Source organism: Zooshikella ganghwensis (assembly GCF_018263875.1).
Lineage (GTDB): Bacteria > Pseudomonadota > Gammaproteobacteria > Pseudomonadales > Zooshikellaceae > Zooshikella > Zooshikella ganghwensis.
Map to the genome: position 1 here is coordinate 103,065 of NZ_JAEVHG010000014.1, position 18,617 is coordinate 121,681.

The 18,617-nt window shown below is 40.5% G+C and carries 16 protein-coding genes; 14 read left to right on the plus strand and 2 right to left on the minus strand.

From position 1 onward, the window contains the following. Window positions 1-263 precede the first annotated feature (263 nt). From KHS79_RS17875 to KHS79_RS17915, 9 genes are all read left to right on the plus strand, one after another. The gene (locus KHS79_RS17875) at window positions 264-1,097 is read left to right on the plus strand and encodes an ABC transporter permease (RefSeq protein WP_230400354.1); all 834 of its coding nucleotides are present in this window, start codon (window positions 264-266) and stop codon (window positions 1,095-1,097) included. Window positions 1,098-1,108: 11 nt separating this feature from the next. Further along, a complete protein-coding gene (locus KHS79_RS17880; protein ID WP_212720745.1) occupies window positions 1,109-2,005 on the plus strand; it encodes an ABC transporter ATP-binding protein in 897 nt (298 codons plus the stop codon). A gap of 358 nt (window positions 2,006-2,363) precedes the next feature. Further along, window positions 2,364-4,067 (plus strand): ABC transporter substrate-binding protein, encoded by a 1,704-nt coding sequence (locus tag KHS79_RS17885; protein WP_212720747.1) that lies wholly within the window; start codon window positions 2,364-2,366, stop codon window positions 4,065-4,067. Between the two features lie 36 nt (window positions 4,068-4,103). Then, entirely contained in the window at window positions 4,104-4,925 is an 822-nt protein-coding gene (locus KHS79_RS17890; protein ID WP_051310700.1) for a vWA domain-containing protein, read from the plus strand. Between the two features lie 2 nt (window positions 4,926-4,927). Then, on the plus strand, window positions 4,928-6,475 hold the full coding sequence (locus KHS79_RS17895) for a phosphate ABC transporter substrate-binding/OmpA family protein (protein WP_212720749.1): 1,548 nt from the start codon (window positions 4,928-4,930) through the stop codon (window positions 6,473-6,475). A 96-nt stretch (window positions 6,476-6,571) separates the two neighbouring features. Then, window positions 6,572-7,381 carry a hypothetical protein gene (locus KHS79_RS17900; RefSeq protein ID WP_212720751.1) on the plus strand — a complete coding sequence of 270 codons (810 nt, stop codon included), beginning with the start codon at window positions 6,572-6,574 and terminating at the stop codon, window positions 7,379-7,381. A 15-nt stretch (window positions 7,382-7,396) separates the two neighbouring features. After that, window positions 7,397-8,605, plus strand: coding sequence for a toxic anion resistance protein (locus tag KHS79_RS17905; protein ID WP_051310697.1), 1,209 nt, complete (start codon window positions 7,397-7,399; stop codon window positions 8,603-8,605). Window positions 8,606-8,630: 25 nt separating this feature from the next. Next, on the plus strand, window positions 8,631-9,677 hold the full coding sequence (locus KHS79_RS17910) for a putative urea ABC transporter substrate-binding protein (protein WP_212720753.1): 1,047 nt from the start codon (window positions 8,631-8,633) through the stop codon (window positions 9,675-9,677). 395 nt (window positions 9,678-10,072) lie between these two features. Further along, window positions 10,073-10,594, plus strand: a complete 522-nt coding sequence (locus KHS79_RS17915; RefSeq protein ID WP_325167630.1) for an HNH endonuclease — start codon at window positions 10,073-10,075, stop codon at window positions 10,592-10,594. On the opposite strand, the gene KHS79_RS17920 is transcribed toward KHS79_RS17915, so the two are convergent. Next, entirely contained in the window at window positions 10,595-11,368 is a 774-nt protein-coding gene (locus KHS79_RS17920) for a hypothetical protein (protein ID WP_212720755.1), read from the minus strand. A 220-nt stretch (window positions 11,369-11,588) separates the two neighbouring features. Further along, window positions 11,589-13,031, minus strand: coding sequence for an argininosuccinate lyase (argH, locus tag KHS79_RS17925; protein WP_051310695.1), 1,443 nt, complete (start codon window positions 13,029-13,031; stop codon window positions 11,589-11,591). 183 nt (window positions 13,032-13,214) lie between these two features. Between argH and KHS79_RS17930 the strand changes: the two genes are divergently transcribed. From KHS79_RS17930 to KHS79_RS17950, 5 genes are all read left to right on the plus strand, one after another. Next, entirely contained in the window at window positions 13,215-14,306 is a 1,092-nt protein-coding gene (locus KHS79_RS17930) for a sensor histidine kinase (RefSeq protein ID WP_027706646.1), read from the plus strand. A 6-nt stretch (window positions 14,307-14,312) separates the two neighbouring features. Then, on the plus strand, window positions 14,313-15,059 hold the full coding sequence (locus tag KHS79_RS17935) for a LytR/AlgR family response regulator transcription factor (RefSeq protein ID WP_233468487.1): 747 nt from the start codon (window positions 14,313-14,315) through the stop codon (window positions 15,057-15,059). Window positions 15,060-15,171: 112 nt separating this feature from the next. Beyond that, window positions 15,172-16,119: a hydroxymethylbilane synthase gene (hemC, locus tag KHS79_RS17940; RefSeq protein WP_212720757.1), complete on the plus strand. Its 948-nt coding sequence runs from the start codon at window positions 15,172-15,174 to the stop codon at window positions 16,117-16,119. A 63-nt stretch (window positions 16,120-16,182) separates the two neighbouring features. Then, window positions 16,183-16,914, plus strand: coding sequence for a uroporphyrinogen-III synthase (locus KHS79_RS17945; protein WP_212720759.1), 732 nt, complete (start codon window positions 16,183-16,185; stop codon window positions 16,912-16,914). Between the two features lie 287 nt (window positions 16,915-17,201). Further along, window positions 17,202-18,608, plus strand: coding sequence for a uroporphyrinogen-III C-methyltransferase (locus tag KHS79_RS17950; protein ID WP_212720762.1), 1,407 nt, complete (start codon window positions 17,202-17,204; stop codon window positions 18,606-18,608). The last annotated feature ends 9 nt before the right edge of the window (window positions 18,609-18,617 follow it).

Consider the following 18,617-nt stretch of genomic DNA (forward strand, 5'->3'; position numbering starts at 1 on the left):
TTCAGTTAATAGTATCTTGATACGCCAGCTTTTTTAGTTATTTATTCTTTTAGATTCGACCTGTCCTTATTATCAAGTTTCGTTATTCTTCGGGTATTGCATTTACTTTGTTGAGGTTCAGTTCTTCGGTCTTAAATGTGATTTAATCCTAGAGTGTGAGAAGAACTACAAACTATAGATGACCTTCTTTAGTGGATGATCAGTGATTACACTTTATAGTGTAGTATGTAGAAAACTTTGTGATCGTTTATAAGGTGCCATTTATGAATAAACCACCATTAGTCATGGGGTTGCATGCAAATCCACCTGTATGGCTAAAGCGTCTGCTAATAGTATTGCCTTTTGTCTTGGTGGTCGTTGTTTACCTTTGGGCTTCTGATGCGCGTTTGGCTGAAAATCCTGCGGATAAGATTCTGCCGAGTTTGTCTCAGATGGGAGATGCTATTCAACGGATGGCTTTTGCTCCTGATCGTCGAACGGGTGAATATTTGCTTTGGCAAGATACCCTTGCCAGTTTGACCCGAATAGTGATTGGTGTAGGTAGTGCGTTACTGGTTGCCATTTTATTGGGCTTAAATATGGGCTTGTTTATAGGCTTCCGGTCTGTCCTTTTAGCTTTTATCACGATGGTGGCAATGGTACCTCCACTGGCAATTTTACCCATTCTATTCATCGCATTTGGTGTTGATGAGTTTGGAAAAGTTGCACTTATTTTTATTGGTACGTTTCCTGTAATGACGAGGGATATATATTTAGCGGTGATAAAAATACCAAGGGAACAGCTGGTAAAATCATTAACTATGGGGGCCTCTTCCATGGCTCTGGCATACCGTATTATTCTACCGCAGGTGTTACCTAGAGCAATTGACTCTTTACGATTGAGTTTAGGAGCTGCATGGCTCTTTTTAATTGCATCTGAAGCAATCGCTGCAACTGAAGGTTTGGGTTATCGCATATTTCTTATGCGTCGATATTTAGCGATGGATGTGATTATTCCTTATGTTGCCTGGATTACACTTCTGGGTTTCACTCTTGATTTCCTGCTAAGTTTGCTTAATCGCAAAGTGTTTAGCTGGTATACAGAAAGCAAAAAGTAAAGGCAAATCATATGACATTAACAGGGGCTGGTGCTGCATTCAAAAAGCTAGAAATAACTGATGTAGTGAAAAGCTATGGCTCAAAATGTGTGTTAGATGACATTGACCTGCATGTATCACACGGTGAGTTTTGTACACTAGTGGGACCAAGTGGTTGTGGAAAGTCCACCTTGTTAAGATTGATACTTGGTCAAGAACAGTCAGACCAGGGATCAATTTTAGTGGAAGGGCAACCTGTTGGATTTCCTGATCCTTACCGAGGCATTGTCTTTCAGAAATATTCATTGTTTCCTCATTTATCGGTTTTAGACAATGTATTGTTAGGGAAGCATCTTTCTCACCAGCGGTGGTGGATGCCCTGGCGACGTCAGTCTGACTGGAAAGGAGAAGCAATGAGTTTGCTTGAGAGAGTTCGTTTGGCTGAAGCTGCAGAAAAATATCCTCATGAGCTATCTGGTGGTATGCAGCAACGTGCAGCTATTGCTCAGGCGCTGATTATGAAGCATCCCATATTGTTGATGGATGAGCCTTTTGGTGCTCTAGATCCAGATACTCGTGAAGATTTGCAGATTTTTTTATTGGATATTTGGGAAAAAGAGCAGCTTACAATATTTTTCGTTACTCATGATTTAGAGGAAGCCTGTTTTTTGGGATCGCGGTTACTTGTGTTGTCTCAGTACTATACTGATGATCGAGGTAATGGACCTAGTGTTAATCGCGGAGGAAAAATTGTGGCTGATCATTCTCTTAAAAACAGTGCAGGCAGCACAGTGATTAAAGATCAAGTGGAGTTCAGAGATTTGATTGAGTCGGTCAGAAGAGAAGGATTCAGTCCTGAAATAAGGCAACATGTTGATAATTTTAACTTAAACCATCCAGACTCATTCAGGACGTTAAATGAGTATTGAATAAGATACAAGTAGCGTATGTTGGCTTAAACTAAAGTTGTTATTAGTTATTTAAAATTTTTTTGCGATAAAAAAATTAAAAAATATGTAAAAATACGTAATCTTCACTGTTTTATGAATGTAAACATCGTATGATTTCGCAGTTCTATTGAGTTAATAAGACAGTTTGTATTCACAATAATTACTGCATATTAAAGATATACCTAATACGAATGGTTTTTAGGTGCGGCCATCGAGTGACGAAGCCCCATGAGCCTATATTAATAGCTGGTTGGGGTGAGGAGTGAAGATAACAAAACCTAGAAATCATTCGTGAAGGGTATAGATAACAAAAAGATTTATATGAAAGGAGAGGTATATGCTGCGAGCATTAGTAGTGACCGCAAGCCTACTATTAAGCAGTTTAGCTGCAGCGGTTGAGTACATAAATATAAAGCCCTTAGATCAAGTGGTTCCAGCTAGCATTGGGTCAGTAAAAGGGGATGTACTGCAGGTTCCTTTTATTAGTTGGGGAGGCGACATAGCAGTCATTCACGCTAATGGTAATAGTCTGTCTACTCAAGCTAACTCAATTGCTGCACAACAAGGACTTCAATTAAGACTAACGCGTGAAGATGATTTTGCAAAACAAGTTCAACATTATTTGAAAGGTGATTCTCCTTTTCTGAGGGGGACTATTGGAATGTTGAACATGGCCATGGATGTTATCAGTAAAGATGCCAAAACAAAGCCTATTGTAATTTATAAGTTAACAGATTCTGCTGGAGGCGATGCCTTAGTCGTTAAGCCTGGCATTAAAACTGTAAAGGATTTAAAAGGCAAAACAGTCGTATTACAAGCTTATGGGCCTCATGTTGACTATTTATCTCGAATACTTGCTGATGCAGGATTAACGTTTAAGGATATTAATGTCCGCTGGGTGAAAGACTTAACAGGCACTGATAATAGTCCTATGGCTGCATTTTATGAAAAAGATATTGATGCGGTGTTTGTCATTATCCCGGATGCATTGGCGTTGACCTCTGGAGGAACTGTAGGAACAGGGGCTGAAGACTCAGTTAAAGGAGCAAAAATATTATTATCCACAAAAACTGCGGATACAGTGATTGCGGATGTTTACGCTGTTCGTAGTGATTTTTTTAAACAAAATCGTGAATTGGTAGAAAAATTTGCACGGAGTTTGTTGTTAGGGCAAGAGTCTATGACCAATGTTGTTCAGCAACGTTCGGTGGATAGCAAGGCTTATGAGCAAATGATGAGAGCGGCTGCAAAAGGCTTGTTGGATAGTGAACAGGCTTTAGCGGATGCTGAGGGTATGTACCAGGATGCTCGTCATGTTGGATATGATGGAAATGTTAAATTTTTTGCAAATAATACGTATCCACGTCGTTTTACTGTCATTGTTAAAGAAAGTCAGAATGGATTGCAGCAAGTGGGTTTGTTACGCCAACAGCAAGAAGTTGCTCAGGCGAAGTGGGATTATGACAAGCTTAAAAAAGGTTTATCACAAGTTAATGTAGCTGAAGCCCCTAAGTTTGATGAAAGTAAAGTGGCTGCTTTGGTCACGCAAAAACAACAACAAGGTAATCTTGACCAAGGTGAGTTATTTTCATTTGAAGTATTTTTTCAACCTAACCAAAAAACTTTTTCTGCTGAGCTATATGAAGATGCTTTCAAAAAAGTAATGGATTTAGCCAGTACCTATGGTGGCGCAATTATCACTGTAGAAGGGCATAGTGATCCCATGAATTATTTACGAAAACGCAAAGCAAATGCTTCGCAGATGGTTTTGGGCAGAATTAAGCAAGCAGCACGAAATTTAAGTCTGAGTCGAGCACAAGAAGTACGTGATAACATCATCGATTTTGCTAAAAGTAAAGGAGTATCACTAGACTCTTCCCAGTTTGCGGTTATTGGCCATGGTATTAGTGCACCTAAAACAGGGGTTTGTGGTGCTGATCCTTGTGTACCAAAAACAGAAAAGCAATGGCGGTCAAATATGCGGGTGCAGTTTAGAATTCTGCAGGTTGAAGCAGAGTCGTCCGTGTTCAGACCATTATAGGCAATCTGAAAAGCAGTCAAGGTAAGGAATGGTCACATGGATAAACGCTTATTTATAATACTTGTGTTGTCGTTTTGGCTAACTGCTTGTGAAGAGTCAGGGACAAACAGTACACAAAATAGTTCAGCTGCAAATAGCGCTGCAAAATCTTCGCTTGTTAATGGAGAAGATATTCAATCTGTCCCATCAATTCGTGATGATGGACGCCCCTATAATATGCAGCCTTTACTCAACACTTGGCCAACACTGCCAGAAAATAACCCCGTGGCAGAGGATTTATTACAAACTAATTATTATGTAGTGCTTGATGGTAGTGGTTCAATGGCAGGGGGAGATTGTGGTGGTGGAAAGTTAAAAATATACGCCGCAATGGAAGCACTAGAAGTTTTTGCAGGTCAGATTCCTGCTAGTGCGAACTTGGGGTTATTAGTATTTGATAAAAACGGACTTTCTGAAAGGGTTACACTCTCGTCTAATAACAAAGACCAGTTCGTACAAGCAGTTAAATCTGTCACTGTTGAAGGTGGTACACCTTTGCTTTCGGCCATTCGCACAGGTTATCAAGCGCTCTCTCAACAAGCCAAAGCGCAACTAGGCTATGGTGAATATCACTTAGTTATTGTGACTGATGGTGAAGCAAATATTGGCGAAGAGCCAGAGTCTATAGTTGGAAAAATTGGTCGAGAATCCCCAGTAATGATTCATACCATTGGCTTTTGTATTAACGAAGCTCACTCTCTGAATCAGCCTGGTATTATTGATTATAAAGCGGCGAATGATCCACAAAGTTTGCAGCGAAGTTTAGAACAAGTACTGGCAGAGTCAGAGGATTTTACGCTTGATACGTTTGGTGAGTAGTTATGTCAAAGCACGTTAAAGCAACCATATTTTTAATTATTTTAGGTCTGGTTGTCATGGGAATAACCAGCCTGATAAAACCCTGGTTTTCAGAGTGGGAACAAAAGACAACAAGTGATGCGCGTATAACAAAAGGTGAAATTAGTATTGCTGTTGATGATTGGGTAGGTTATTTCCCATTATGCTCTCCTCATATTAAGTCGAGACTACGGCAGGAAGGTTACCGATTAAATTGTATCAATGATAAAGCCGATTATGCACAACGTATGAAAGGACTTGCAAAAGGAAAGCTGGATTTTGCGGTGGCGACAGTTGATGCTTATGTTTTAACAGGAAGAGAGACTAATTACCCTGGAACCATTATTAATGTGATTGATGAGTCGAAGGGGGGAGATGCTCTGGTTGCACGAGAAGATACACTTGCTTCACTGGATGAATTAAAAGCAAAAAATAATATACGAATAGCATTTACTCCAGATTCTCCAAGTGACCATTTACTTAAGGCATTATCGGTACATTTTGATATCCCTCACCTACGACAGCGGGGTAACTGGGCGGTAACAGCAGAAGGTTCCGCGCAGGCACTAGAAAAACTGTTAGAGGGTGATGTGGATGCCGCAGTACTTTGGGAGCCTCATGTCAGTAAAGCGTTAAAAGAAGACGGCATTATTAGAATATTGGGTAGTGATCAAACTGCACAATTAATTGTGGATGTGCTGTTAGTAAATCGAGAGTTATCAAAAGACCAGCCTGAAAAAGTAAAACTGTTTTTACAGGCCTATTATCAAACCCAAAAATATTATCGGGATAACCCAAAGCAACTGCAAAAAGACTTGAAAAAAACGCTACGATTAGATGACGATGAAATTAGTACTGTACTTGATGGTGTGCGCTGGATTTCTCTGGCTGATAATGCACGAATTTGGTTTGGTACACATGCGCAAGGCTATGCGAATGAAACCTTAATCAATACGATTGAAGGCACAATTGGTATATTGCGTGAGTATGGAGATGTTACTCATAACCCTTTGCCTGGTGAAGATCCTTACCGGATAACTAATAGCCAGTTTGTCGCTAGTTTATTCGATCAGTTTTCACAGCAAGGACAACTGGATCAAGTTTCTCAAAGTACCGTAGCCCCTGATTTTAAAGCTTTAACGGATAAACAGTGGGATCGGTTAGTGGATGTAGGAACCTTAAAAGTACGCCCTGTCGTATTTTCATCTGGAACAGATCAGCTTACCTTGGAAGGTAAAGAACAGCTTGATCGGGCTGCGGAAAACTTAAAGCACTATCCGCGTTTTCGGATTGAAGTGCGTGGTCACACGTCAACTAGAGGTGATAAAGACGCTAACTTAAGACTTTCTCAAGAACGTGCCGATGCGGTGCGTCGTTATTTATTAATCACTCATGCTATTGCAGAGCACCGCATTCGTGCAAAAGGGTTTGGTGGAACGAAACCTCTTGCTAAACGCTCAGGTGAATCCTCTAGAGCTTATTATTACAGGTTGCCGCGTGTGGAATTGGTTCTAGTAGGCGAAAACTTTTAATGTGAATAAGTACAGAGCGAGTTATTGAGAATAAACCAGAAATATAGGCAAAATGAAAGCGATGATTGCTGAAGTATATAACAGTAGGTATATCTTATGTTGGTCGGTAAAAAAGTAGACCTATCTAAAAAGGCAATTAGTAAAGCGGTATTAAAGCGTTCGCTACAAAGCCCTTTTTTATTATATCCCACAGTTGTTGGTGTACTTTCCACCGCAGCAATGATGTTCTTTGACTTTTCTACCATTGCTTTAGTGGGGGCTATTACAGGTTTTGCAGGTGCATCTCTGGGGTGGATATATGAGTACTTTATTCAAGAGAATAATCATATCATTGCTTTTTTAGGAGAAATTCATGAATCGATGGTAACTAAACGTAATGCGATGCTTAAAAAGCTAGAGAGTGAACTAAATACGGTTGACTCTAAGGAGGGTATTCGTCAACTGGAATTATTTAAAAAGAAATTTGATAACTTCCAGGACATTTTACAGAAAAAGTTTAATTCGACTGAGTTGACGTTTAGTCGATACCTCGCCATTGCTGAGCAGGTATTTCTTGCTGGTTTAGACAATTTAGAAGGGGTTGCACTTGGTTTGAAAAGTGTAAGTGCTATGGACACTGAAACCTTACAAAAAAAAATCAGTAAGCTAGCTGAAGACAGTTCAGCAAATGCTGAATTGGAAAGAAAAACATTGCAAAGCCGTTTAGATATGTATGAGAGTCAGTTGCAGCGTATGCATGATTTACTTGTAACCAATGAACAGGCGCTCACCCAAATTGATAATGTCTCAACCCAACTTGCAAATATTAAGACAACAAGTGGGAGAGCTAAAGTTGATATGGATATGGCAATGCAAGAGTTACAACAAGTCGCAGAGCGTGCATCAGATTATAATTTGCAGCAATAGTTGGAGCATATAGTTATGGTACAAGTGTCAACTGAACAAACGTTAAATACGTTTGATGTGGAAACTGTTCGTAAAGAACTCATGACTGGGGATGATGCTGTAAAAGCAGATATTTCCAACGAATTAATGACACAAGCAGCATCAGTTGTTGATAACTTGCTTAGCGTAAGTCCTGCGGATTTAAACCAAAAAAATCAAGCAATTGCTGCTGTTGAGCAAGTAGGTGGAAAGCTTCAACGTGAAGCTGCTGCGCGCTCTGATATGCTAAAGCAGCCAATACATAGCTTGGCTCAAGCTGGAGAAGATGGAGGGCCTGTTGCTGATTCGTTATTACAACTTCGTAATACTGTAGAGTCTCTTGATCCGAATAAATTTGAGTTTTCAGCCAGTTTTATCCGTCGGTTGCTGTGTAAGCTGCCATTTGTAGGTTCTCCATTAGCCCGATACTTTGCAATGTATCAAAGTTCTGGGCGTGTCATTGACGACATTGTGGAAAGTTTAGAAAAAGGTCGTGAGCAGCTGAAGCGCGATAATATTACGTTACAAAAAGATCAGTCCTCTATGCATGATCTGACGGTCCGGCTGAAAAAAGCTATTACGTTAGCGCAAGCAATAGCAGATAAGCTAAATGAAAAGTTGGAAACAGAAATTCCAATGGATGATCCGAAGCATAATTTTATTAAAGAAGAAATTTTGTTTCCTTTAACTCAGCGTATTATGGACTTGCAACAGCAGCTTGCGGTTAACCAGCAAGGTATTCTCACGATTGAAGTAATTATTCGCAATAATAAAGAGTTAATTCGTGGTGTTAATCGTGCTGTTAGTGTCACTGTACAGGCGCTTCAGGTTGCGGTGACATTAGCGCTTGCATTAGAAAATCAGCGTATTGTGCTTAAGAAAGTGGCAGCTGTTAATGAAACTACCAATAATCTTATCGCAGGTACTGCTGCACGATTACGTCAGCAGGGGGCCGAGATTCATAAGCAAGCAGCATCTACGCAATTGGATATGGATACGCTAAAGAAAGCGTTTGATGATGTAAATGCTGCAATTGAAGACTTATCAAAATTCCGTCAAGAAGCGCTTCCAAAAATGGCGCAGACTGTATTGGAGATGGATCAATTAAATGAAAGAGCTGGTAAGGCTATTGATAAGCTCCAAAAAGGTAAAGCGGTTGAACAAGAATTTGGTTTGGAAATAGTTGATGTTGAAAATGGTCGCTAAAAGATTCCAAAATTAAGGAGAAAAAATGATTAGTTTTTTAAAAAAGGCAACTCTATTTGCTACTGCATCACTATTAAGTACGTTAATACAAGCGGCAGATACGTTTAATGTGGCATGGTCTCATTATACTGGTTGGGAACCTTGGGCCTATGCTGATGAAAAAGGCATTTTAAAAAAGTGGGCTGATAAGTATGATATTGAAATAAAACTCACACTGGTAAATGATTATATAGAATCAATTAATCTTTATACAGGTGGTAAGTTTGATGCTTGCACTATGACGAATATGGATGCCTTAACTATACCGGCAGTTGGTGGTATTGATTCAACGGCTATCATCATTGGTGATTACTCAAATGGCAATGATGGCATTGTGCTTAAAAATGGCAAAACGGTTAAAGATCTTAAAGGTCGTGAGGTGACGTTAGTTGAACTCTCTGTATCTCACTATCTACTCGCAAGAGCGCTGGATATGAATGGTATGTCAGAGCGAGATGTTAAGGTGGTTAATACCTCCGACTCTGATATTGCTTCACTTTTTATTGCTAATGAAAATGCGGCAACTGTAACTTGGAATCCACCTCTACAACAAGTAAGAAACAGTAAAGGTGCAAACCTGGTGTATGATTCCTCAAAAATTCCAGGTGAAATTCTAGACTTAATGATCGTAAAAACAGACGCTGATGAGCGCCTAAAAAAAGCATTAACGGGTGCCTGGTATGAAACAATGGCCATTATGTCTAAGCGTGATAAAGTAGGTAAAGAGGCTATCCAATTTATGGCTAGTAACTCAGGGGCGACTGAAGCTGAGTTCAATGCCCAGTTAAAAACAACACATATGTTTTATACTGCTAAAGAAGCTTCGGAGTTGGCTGCTAGTGGTGATGTGAAGAAAACGATGGAACATGTCAGACAGTTTTCGTTCGATAAAGGGTTATTTGGCGCAAATGCTTCCTCTCCTGACTTTGTAGGAATAGAGTTTGCCAATGGAGATGTGTTAGGTAATAAGAAAAACGTTAAGCTTCGATTTACAGACAAGTATATGAAAATGGCTGCTGATAATAAACTGTAATAAAAAAATTTTATACCGGCAAAGCCTGGTATATTTCTAATATCTATATACACGATCTGCTAAAAGCAATATATACTTATGTAATATATGTGTTGCAATAGTAACTGTAAAAAATAACAGAGTCATATTGTATCTCAAAAGTAAAGCTCCATTCCTGAATGTATATTTGGCTATGGAGCTACTTTGAAAGCAGGTTTAAACATGTTTAGTCAAGTAGAAATCGTTATGCCACAGTATGATGCTTACAGGCATAGTATTTTTCTTGGCTGTAGTTCAAGGCCCAGTTGAGATGTCTCACTGGGCTTTTTTATTTTGGAGTACTTATTCGTGAAATAAAAGGTAGCATGATGGAAACGGCCCATAAAATACTAAAACTTGACAAGTCAGGAAAACCAGTGCGGTGGCTTACAACAGAAGAAGCCGTTATCTTACATGTTAAACAGCAAGTTTTATGGAGCATTGGTGAAAAAACTTTTGTTATGCGAGGAGGAATATCCCGTACGGGGCAGCGTTCAATTATTTATCTACCAAGTATTATGGCTGTCGATGGTAAAGTTCAGGATAAAAGTAATGCGCCACCTTTAAAAAATATTTATTTATTCAGACGGGACTACTTCATGTGTATGTACTGTGGCAAGCAATTTGGTTACACTGACTTATCCCGAGATCATGTAAAACCAAGATGTTTAGGTGGAAAAGATCATTGGACTAATGTCGTAACGGCCTGCAAACGGTGTAATATGCGTAAGGGGAATAAAACACCTGAAGAAGCTGATATGGAATTATTGGCAGTGCCTTTTCAGCCTAATATTTACGAGTTTTTATATTTAGCAAATCACCACGTGCTAGCAGATCAAATGGAGTTTTTGAGGAATAGGTTTAGTAATAGACCCCATTGGGAAATGTTTGTGCACTAACTACTCTGGTAGTTCTATATCGTTAGGGATTTGCATGGCTTCTTTTTGTAGGGCTGAATTGAGTTGTTGTTCAATGAGTAGTTTATATTGTATATGGTCAATAAAACTGGGAAATACTCCTTTAAATACCGTATGCTGTAATGGCGATAGATCAAGGTTAATAATATAAGCGGGGTAGGGAAGAGACATTTCTCGGTGGTTTAAAATTGCTTGTGCAACTTTAATAAAGACTACTTTTCCCAAATGGTTTTCATCGTACTCCTTGTTTTCACATGTTATTTTTATGTTGGTATTCTTAGTGTGATCTAGTGTAACTTGAACGTGGATATCAAATTCATTACTAAAATCACTGTGAAAATTTTTAGTGGCAATGGGGGTAATCTGAGACTGATCGTTATTAATCGTGATTATTTCCCAAAATTGCAGCTCCTGTATAGATGTTCCAGGTTTAAGATCCGCATCTCTTTGACTCAGCCAGTGATGAGTAAATCGTTGTAGTTTATTCAGAAATAAGTGATGGTTCAGGTAGGGAACATGAAAGTAATAAAAATCTCCCATCTCATCACTACAATAAATGAATGCTCGTTGGTTATCTATCTGGAAAAAAAACTGAAGAATACCTTTTTGAGTTTTTTGCTGTATAAAAGGTTCTATAGCTAAAAAGCCTGTTGGGAGTTTTCTTTGCTCTTGTGAACAAAAGGTAAAGCGGTCAATTTGTGTTGAGCTTAAATTTAAAAAAGTATGAATCTGGGTTTCGTGATGAGCCGGTTTCACACCGTACTACTCCTGGTTTTAAAGAAGCGTTGCCATCGATATACCCTTCACTGAGGGTACTTTTTCCCTAAGAAGGATTGTACTGATAGTATAGTGTTATATTGCATTTAGATAAAACTATGATGACAATTTAAGTTTCTCTTTAACACAGAAGGTTGTAAGAATACCCATTACTGTGGGTATTCTTATTACTTTTTGTTTGATTGCTAATAATCGTATGTTATTCAACTTCTGAGAGGGTAGCTAAGCGCTTGGAGAGATTGTTTTGTGCGCGATTTGTCGCTTCAATTACTTGAGAGGGGGCGGTACCACCAAAATGATTTCGTGCACTGACCGAACCTTCAAGGGTGAGCACATTATAAACATCACTGGTAATGACCGTCGAAAACTGTTGTAGTTCTTCAAGAGAAAGCTCAGATAGGTCTTGCTGTTTTTTGAGAGCATAAGCGACAGATTGCCCCACAATTTCATGCGCATCACGGAAGGCGACGCCTTTTTTGACTAAGTAATCAGCCAAATCTGTTGCTGTTGCAAAGCCTTTACGAGCCGCTTCGCACATAATGTCTCTGTTTGCACGAATGGCTGGGATCATATCACCATAGGCTCTCAGGCACCCTAGTAGTGTATCCACAGTATCAAAGAGGGGCTCTTTATCTTCTTGATTGTCTTTGTTATAGGCGAGTGGCTGCGCTTTCATTAATGTTAAGAGCGCATTAAGGTGTCCATATACTCGGCCTGTTTTTCCACGAATAAGTTCAGGTACATCAGGGTTTTTCTTTTGTGGCATGATGGAAGAGCCTGTACAAAAACGGTCAGGTAAATCAATAAAATTGAATTGTGCTGATGTCCAGATAATTAGCTCTTCTGACATGCGAGATAAATGCATCATGATAATGCTAGCAGCAGCTGTAAACTCGATTGCAAAATCACGGTCACTTACAGAGTCTAATGAATTGCCAGTTGGTTGATCGAAGTTGAGTGCTTGTGCCGTATAATGACGGTCAATAGGGTAGGTTGTTCCAGCAAGTGCAGCAGCACCTAAGGGACACTGGTTCATTCGACGTTGACAGTCTTCTAATCGTGAATAATCACGCTCTAACATTTCATACCAAGCCATTAAATGGTGGCCAAAGGTAACCGGTTGTGCCGTTTGTAAATGGGTAAAGCCTGGCATGATAGTATTTGCTTCTTGGCAAGCCAGTTCAGTAAGCGCTTGTTGAACACGAGTAATAGCAAATAAAATGGCATTAATTTGATCGCGCAAGTACAGTCGTATATCTGTGGCAACCTGATCATTTCGCGAGCGTCCAGTGTGAAGTTTTTTCCCCGCAATACCAATTTTATCCGTAAGGCGTGCTTCAATATTCATATGAATATCTTCAAGCGCAATTGACCATTCAATTTTACCTGAGGCTATCTCATCTGCTATTTCTTGTAAGCCTGTAATAATTGAGTCACTCTCTGCGGCTGTCAGGATGCCTACTTTAGTAAGCATTTTAGCATGAGCAATAGAGCCATTAATGTCATGTCGGTAGAGACGGTGGTCAAAGTGAATAGAGGCCGTAAATGAGGCAACGAAGGCATCAGTCGCTTCACTGAATCGACCGCCCCACTGTTGATTGGTTGAAGGCTGATTGGTTTGTATTTTTTTTGAGTTACTCATTAAGTTGGCCTTTTATCTGCGTATGTTTTGAGCGCTCTCCACCATAGAGAAATGATAATAGCGTATATTTGATACACAATTAAAATATTTATGTAGCAATCTTTTTTAGCTGATAATTGGAATACTCGTTCTAATGATCCGCTCTTGATAACCAATACTCTTCAAATAAATAAGTTATTTTTTATGGCGCATAACACTGATTTAGAACAACCAGGAACGTTGAAAGATGACTTTTTTCTGCCTGACTTGTGCACTACAAAAGCGGTATTTTTATTGGTGCTGCTGGCAGAGTTGATTGTATTTGTTTGGGTACTTGCACTGCCACAGGAAGCTACATTTGACTGGAATCGACTGGCACTAGCCTCGTTTTTTGTTCAGTGGATTGTGTTGGTAAGTGCTGCATTGCTTTGTTGGTTGCGTTCTTGGTTAGCTAAAAAACCTTTATGGCTCACCTTAGCATGTTGCTATGGTATTGTGGTTTTTGTCACAGTTACTTTTGCGCTTGCTGCAGAATGGGCGCTCTATTTACCAAGAGGGTTTCAGCCTTTTTGGCAAGGTATTGATATTACCAAGCTGGGTAAGTATGTGTTACTGGCTGTTATTTTAGCCAGTTTATTCTTGCGCTATTTTTATGTTCACCAGCAACTATACTATCAACAACAGGCAGAGCTACAAGCGCGCTTACAAGCTTTGCAATCGCGTATTCATCCACATTTTTTGTTTAACAGTCTCAATAGTATTGCTAGCCTGATAGTTATCAATCCTGATAAAGCTGAGCAAGCTGTTGAGGATCTGGCAGGGTTACTACGGGCTACACTGGATGATGTGACTTTAGAAGTCACTTTGCAGCGGGAAGTCGAAGTTTGTCAGCAATATATTCGTATTGAACAGCACCGGTTTGGGGAGCGCTTAACTGTGAACTGGCATATGAAGGGTGTGCCAATGGATTTACCGATTCCGTTATTGACTATTCAGCCCATTTTAGAGAATGCGGTGCTGCATGGAATTCAACCAATTCCGGATGGAGGTGTGATAGAAGTCACGTTAGAATATTTAAATGATCTACTTATCTTGCGTGTTGTTAACCCGTTAGCTATGTATTATCAACAACAGCCGGGAAAAGGTAATCGTTTAGCGTTGGCTAATATTCAGGCCCGTTTACAAGCCCTATACGGGTATCAAGCCCAGCTGTCTGCCAGCAAGTCCGACAATATGTTTGTGACGGAGTTAAAATATCCATGCCAGCCAGGAGTTGAGGCTGGCCGGGGAGAGTGAGCAGTAATGATCAAAGTGTTGATTGCTGATGATGAGCCTTTAGCCCGTGACCGTTTGCGCCGTATGACAGAGGGGATTGAGGGGTTTTGCGTCCTTGAAGAAGAAGCGCGAACTGGGGCAGAGGCGATTGCAATTGCTCATCAGCGTAAACCTGATGTTGTTTTATTAGATATTCGTATGCCGATGATGGATGGTTTAGAAGCAGCTATGGTTCTGTGTGAAATGGACTGTCCCCCTGCTATCATTTTTTGTACTGCATATGATCAATATGCTTTAGAAGCGTTTCATGTTCAGGCTGTAGGTTACTTATTGAAGCCTGTTAAGCAGGAGGCGCTATGTAAAGCACTTCAAAATGCACAACGCACCAATCGCTCCCAGCTAGCTGCGTTAAATGATCGACTGTCCGAAAATGAGCTGAAAAAAAGAACGCATATCAGTGCACGAACATATAAAGGCATTGAACTTATTCCATTGAACGATGTTCGTTTTTTTCAGGCCGATAATAAATACGTGACAGTAAACCATGCCAAAGGTGAGGTACTTATTGATGAAACACTAAAAGAACTAGAAACTGAATTTGCTGATGCGTTTGTTAGAATTCATCGCAATGCCTTGGTGGCGCGTCGAGCGATAGAAAGTATGACACGTAATGATCAAGGTTCTTATGAGATTCATTTACGAGATGTGATCAAACCTCTTCAAGTGAGTCGCCGGCATGTTGCAGAGATGCGTCGGCTACTAAAGTCTTTATAGTACTTCTTTTTCTGTCTATGTTTGTTGAGCAGCCCAGAGTTATCTGGGCTGTTTGTATTGCCGCAAATTGTTACACTATCGGTGTGAATAGCCCTTAACCGGAAGTGTTGACGTGAAAACCATTCGAATTGCCACCCGTAAAAGTGCACTTGCTCTTTGGCAAGCAAACCATGTTAAGCAACAACTTGAATGTGCTTATCCTGACGTACAGGTTGAGCTTGTCGCGATGATGAGCCAAGGGGATAAACTGCTTGATGCGCCTTTAGCAAAAATAGGGGGTAAAGGACTCTTTGTTAAAGAGTTAGAAAAAGCGCTGCTTTCTGGTGCTGCAGATATTGCAGTACATTCCATGAAAGATGTGCCTATGGAGTTTCCAGAAGGGTTATGTCTACCAGTTATTGGGTTGCGCGAAGATCCCCGTGATGCTTTTGTCAGCCATAGTGCCAGTTGTTTAGATGAGCTTCCACAAGGGGCTATCGTTGGAACCTCCAGCTTACGAAGGCAATGCCAGCTGTTAAAACACCGACCTGATTTAACGATTAATTTTTTGCGTGGAAATGTCAATACGCGTCTAGGCAAACTGGATGCGGGTGAATATGATGCCATCATCCTTGCCGCTGCGGGACTGAAAAGACTCGAGTTGGAAGCGCGCATTACGGACTATTTTTCTCCGGACTTCATGATTCCTGCCGCAGGCCAAGGAGCCTTAGGTATTGAGTGTCGTACAGCTGATACCGAGCTTAAAAAGGCGCTAAGTGTCTTACATGACACTGAAACGGCTGCCTGTGTGACAGCAGAGCGTGCTGTAGTTACTTATTTGAAAGGAGGTTGTCAGGTTCCAATTGGCGCTTATGCAACGTTACAGGAGGGCAAGCTGAGCTTAACGGCAATTGTTGCTGAGCCTGATGCCAGTAAGGTGTATATGAGTGAAATTGAAGGTGATATCAGCCAGGCTAAAGTATTAGGTGAAACGGTGGCAAAAGAGTTAATACAACAAGGGGCGGGTGATATTTTGCAGAAACTATTAGAGAATTGGACGAATCCATTGGTCATAAAATAAGCTTTCAATCAATCAGGAAGATAACACATCACCGATGAAATGATGATTACACCAGTATTTTTAGTGACTCGTCCCGAACCTCAGGCCAGTCAATTGGTCCAAAGCTTGGCATTGGCTGGGCTGCGTGCACTGGCGTTACCTATGATTGCCATTCAGCCATTACCAGAATCAGCACCACTTCGTGCCATTTGGCAGAATTTAGCACAGTTCGATAAAGTGATTGTAACCAGTACTGCGGCTGCTCAAATTGGACTGTATCAGGCTGAACAATATTGGCCGCAGTGGCCGGCAGGCTTAATGTGGTTTGCGATTGGTCAAGCAACGGCGTCTGTTATGCAACAGTTGTCGATTGACAGTGCTTTATCAGACCAGGGTGTTGATAGTGAAGCATTGTTGGTTTTGCCATCACTACAAGCAATACAACAGCAACGAGTGTTGCTTATTAAAGGCAAAGGAGGTCGTTCATTGATTCAGCAAACGCTTGAGTCAAGAGGGGCGGATGTGACAGTGTGTTGTGTTTATGAGCGTATTGAGCCAGCGTATCATGCTCAAGATGTTGAACAGCTCATTAAAGACCAAGGTGTCACAACAATAATTGCCACAAGTGGAGAAATCGCTAGTAACTTATTAGAGTATATTGACGGTACGATGGCTGCCAACCTGCAACTTATTGTGCCTAGTGAACGTGTGGCATTGCTCCAACAAAATCAACAATGGGCTGATATTTTTGTAGCTGAGGGGGCGAGTGACCAAGCTATTTTGAAATGCATACAGCGATATATTCTTAAAACCTAATCCTGTTTTTTTTGGTACGTTAGAATCTTTGGCGTTGTGAGGCTGTCTCTGGTGGCCCAGTCATAAGTTAGGTATCAGTATTAGTATCGGTAAGTATGTATAAAGTGTCATACAAATAAAAATCAGCAAGTGAATAGATTGCTGATAGGCTTGGTCAGCCTTTCACAGCGAGTGTAGTTTTCCTGAGTTAAAATATGTCCACATCAAGTTGTGAAATATTAATGTACTATTGAATCTGTTGACCCTGTTCAGCAGCTTTTTTGAATGTAAAGTTTGGTAATTTGCTCATGACAACGAAGAAAGATGGAAATAACACGCCAAATGAGGCATCGAGTCCAGATGCAAAAGGAAAGCATGATGTCAATGAACAGGCGAATACAGTAAATCCAAAAAAGGCTGATCAGCAGCCACCGCAAGAGGAGCAAAGTACAAATCTGCAAGCATCCCAACCAGCACCTGATAGCCAACATTCCATGGCCCAAAAAACGCCTCCTGCTGAGCAAGCTATTGCAGGGCAAATGCCCAAAAAGCGTAATCTCGTTAGCATTATTGCCTTAACAACCAGTGTAATCACTTTGGGGTTGGTAGGAGCAATCGCTTACATTGATTATGATGTGGGCTATTACTTTAAGCATGAAGGCACAAAGTTTAATCCAGAGCTGACAACATCTGCAGCGGTTGAGCAGTTGGATAATAAGTTGGGAGGAGAGCTTCAGCAAATGAAGCGTGCTAACCAGCAATCACAGCAGCAGATACAACAGTTGGTAAGTAAGCAACAGCAACAAACACAATCAGTCCGTAACCAAGCAAATGATTTATCAGAAAGTTTAAGTAACTTACGTCAGCAGTTTAATCAAATGCAAGGCACAAGCCGTGATGACTGGCAGTTAGCTGAAGTGGAGTATATGTTGCGTCTTGCCAATCAACGGTTACTAACAGAAAAGGATGCACAGGGCGTAGAAGCGATTTTAGTGAGCGCGGATAAAATACTGGCAGGTTTGGATAATTACTCGCTTTATCCTGTTCGTGAAGCGCTAGCCAAAGATTTAGTGGCTGTTCGTGCGATTCCCAGCATTGATCTTGAAGGACTCTATTTGCAATTGTCGGCATTAGAAGGCGCAATTAATAAGCTTCCGTTGATACCACCTGCAGGCTATGAACCAGAGAAGCCTACTCAAGTTACAACTAGCGATGAGGAAAAAGTGGATGATGGCTTTTTTGAGTATGCTCAAAACCATATTGCAGGATTATGGGATGGATTTACACAGTATTTTCGTTTCTCCACCGATCGTGACAAACCAGTAGAATTACTATTAACACCTAATGAAGAACTTTATTTACGCCATAATTTACGTTTAATGTTGGAGCAGGCGCAACTTGCCTTGTTACAAGGAAAACAAGAAATATATTGGAATAGCTTGAGTAAAGCAGAGCTTTGGGTAAAAAATTACTTTTCGCTTTCCAGTCGCGATGCTGAATCTATGTTAGGACAACTTGCTGAATTACAGAACGTTAAGCTTGCGCAAAAAATGCCTGATATTTCTGGCTCCCTTAAAGCAATTAAAGCCTATATTGATAATTTGCACCGTTTTCATGAGGGTAAACTACCCAAAAATAAATCAGAGAGTGACACTTCTACTGAGGCCGGCAGTCGCAACGCCTTAATGTCTGAAGTACAACGGACACAAAATTAAGGGCGGAGT

Bases quoted from the DNA above. Each gene is read 5' to 3' on its own strand.
- KHS79_RS17930 (WP_027706646.1), top strand. From the start codon at position 13,215: ATGGCGCATAACACTGATTTAGAACAACCAGGAACGTTGAAAGATGAC.
- KHS79_RS17885 (WP_212720747.1), top strand. From the start codon at position 2,364: ATGCTGCGAGCATTAGTAGTGACCGCAAGCCTACTATTAAGCAGTTTA.
- KHS79_RS17880 (WP_212720745.1), top strand. From the start codon at position 1,109: ATGACATTAACAGGGGCTGGTGCTGCATTCAAAAAGCTAGAAATAACT.
- KHS79_RS17950 (WP_212720762.1), top strand. From the start codon at position 17,202: ATGACAACGAAGAAAGATGGAAATAACACGCCAAATGAGGCATCGAGT.
- KHS79_RS17895 (WP_212720749.1), top strand. From the start codon at position 4,928: ATGTCAAAGCACGTTAAAGCAACCATATTTTTAATTATTTTAGGTCTG.
- KHS79_RS17890 (WP_051310700.1), top strand. From the start codon at position 4,104: ATGGATAAACGCTTATTTATAATACTTGTGTTGTCGTTTTGGCTAACT.
- KHS79_RS17935 (WP_233468487.1), top strand. From the start codon at position 14,313: ATGATCAAAGTGTTGATTGCTGATGATGAGCCTTTAGCCCGTGACCGT.
- KHS79_RS17875 (WP_230400354.1), top strand. From the start codon at position 264: ATGAATAAACCACCATTAGTCATGGGGTTGCATGCAAATCCACCTGTA.
- KHS79_RS17900 (WP_212720751.1), top strand. From the start codon at position 6,572: ATGTTGGTCGGTAAAAAAGTAGACCTATCTAAAAAGGCAATTAGTAAA.
- argH (WP_051310695.1), bottom strand. From the start codon at position 13,031: ATGAGTAACTCAAAAAAAATACAAACCAATCAGCCTTCAACCAATCAA.
- KHS79_RS17910 (WP_212720753.1), top strand. From the start codon at position 8,631: ATGATTAGTTTTTTAAAAAAGGCAACTCTATTTGCTACTGCATCACTA.
- KHS79_RS17905 (WP_051310697.1), top strand. From the start codon at position 7,397: ATGGTACAAGTGTCAACTGAACAAACGTTAAATACGTTTGATGTGGAA.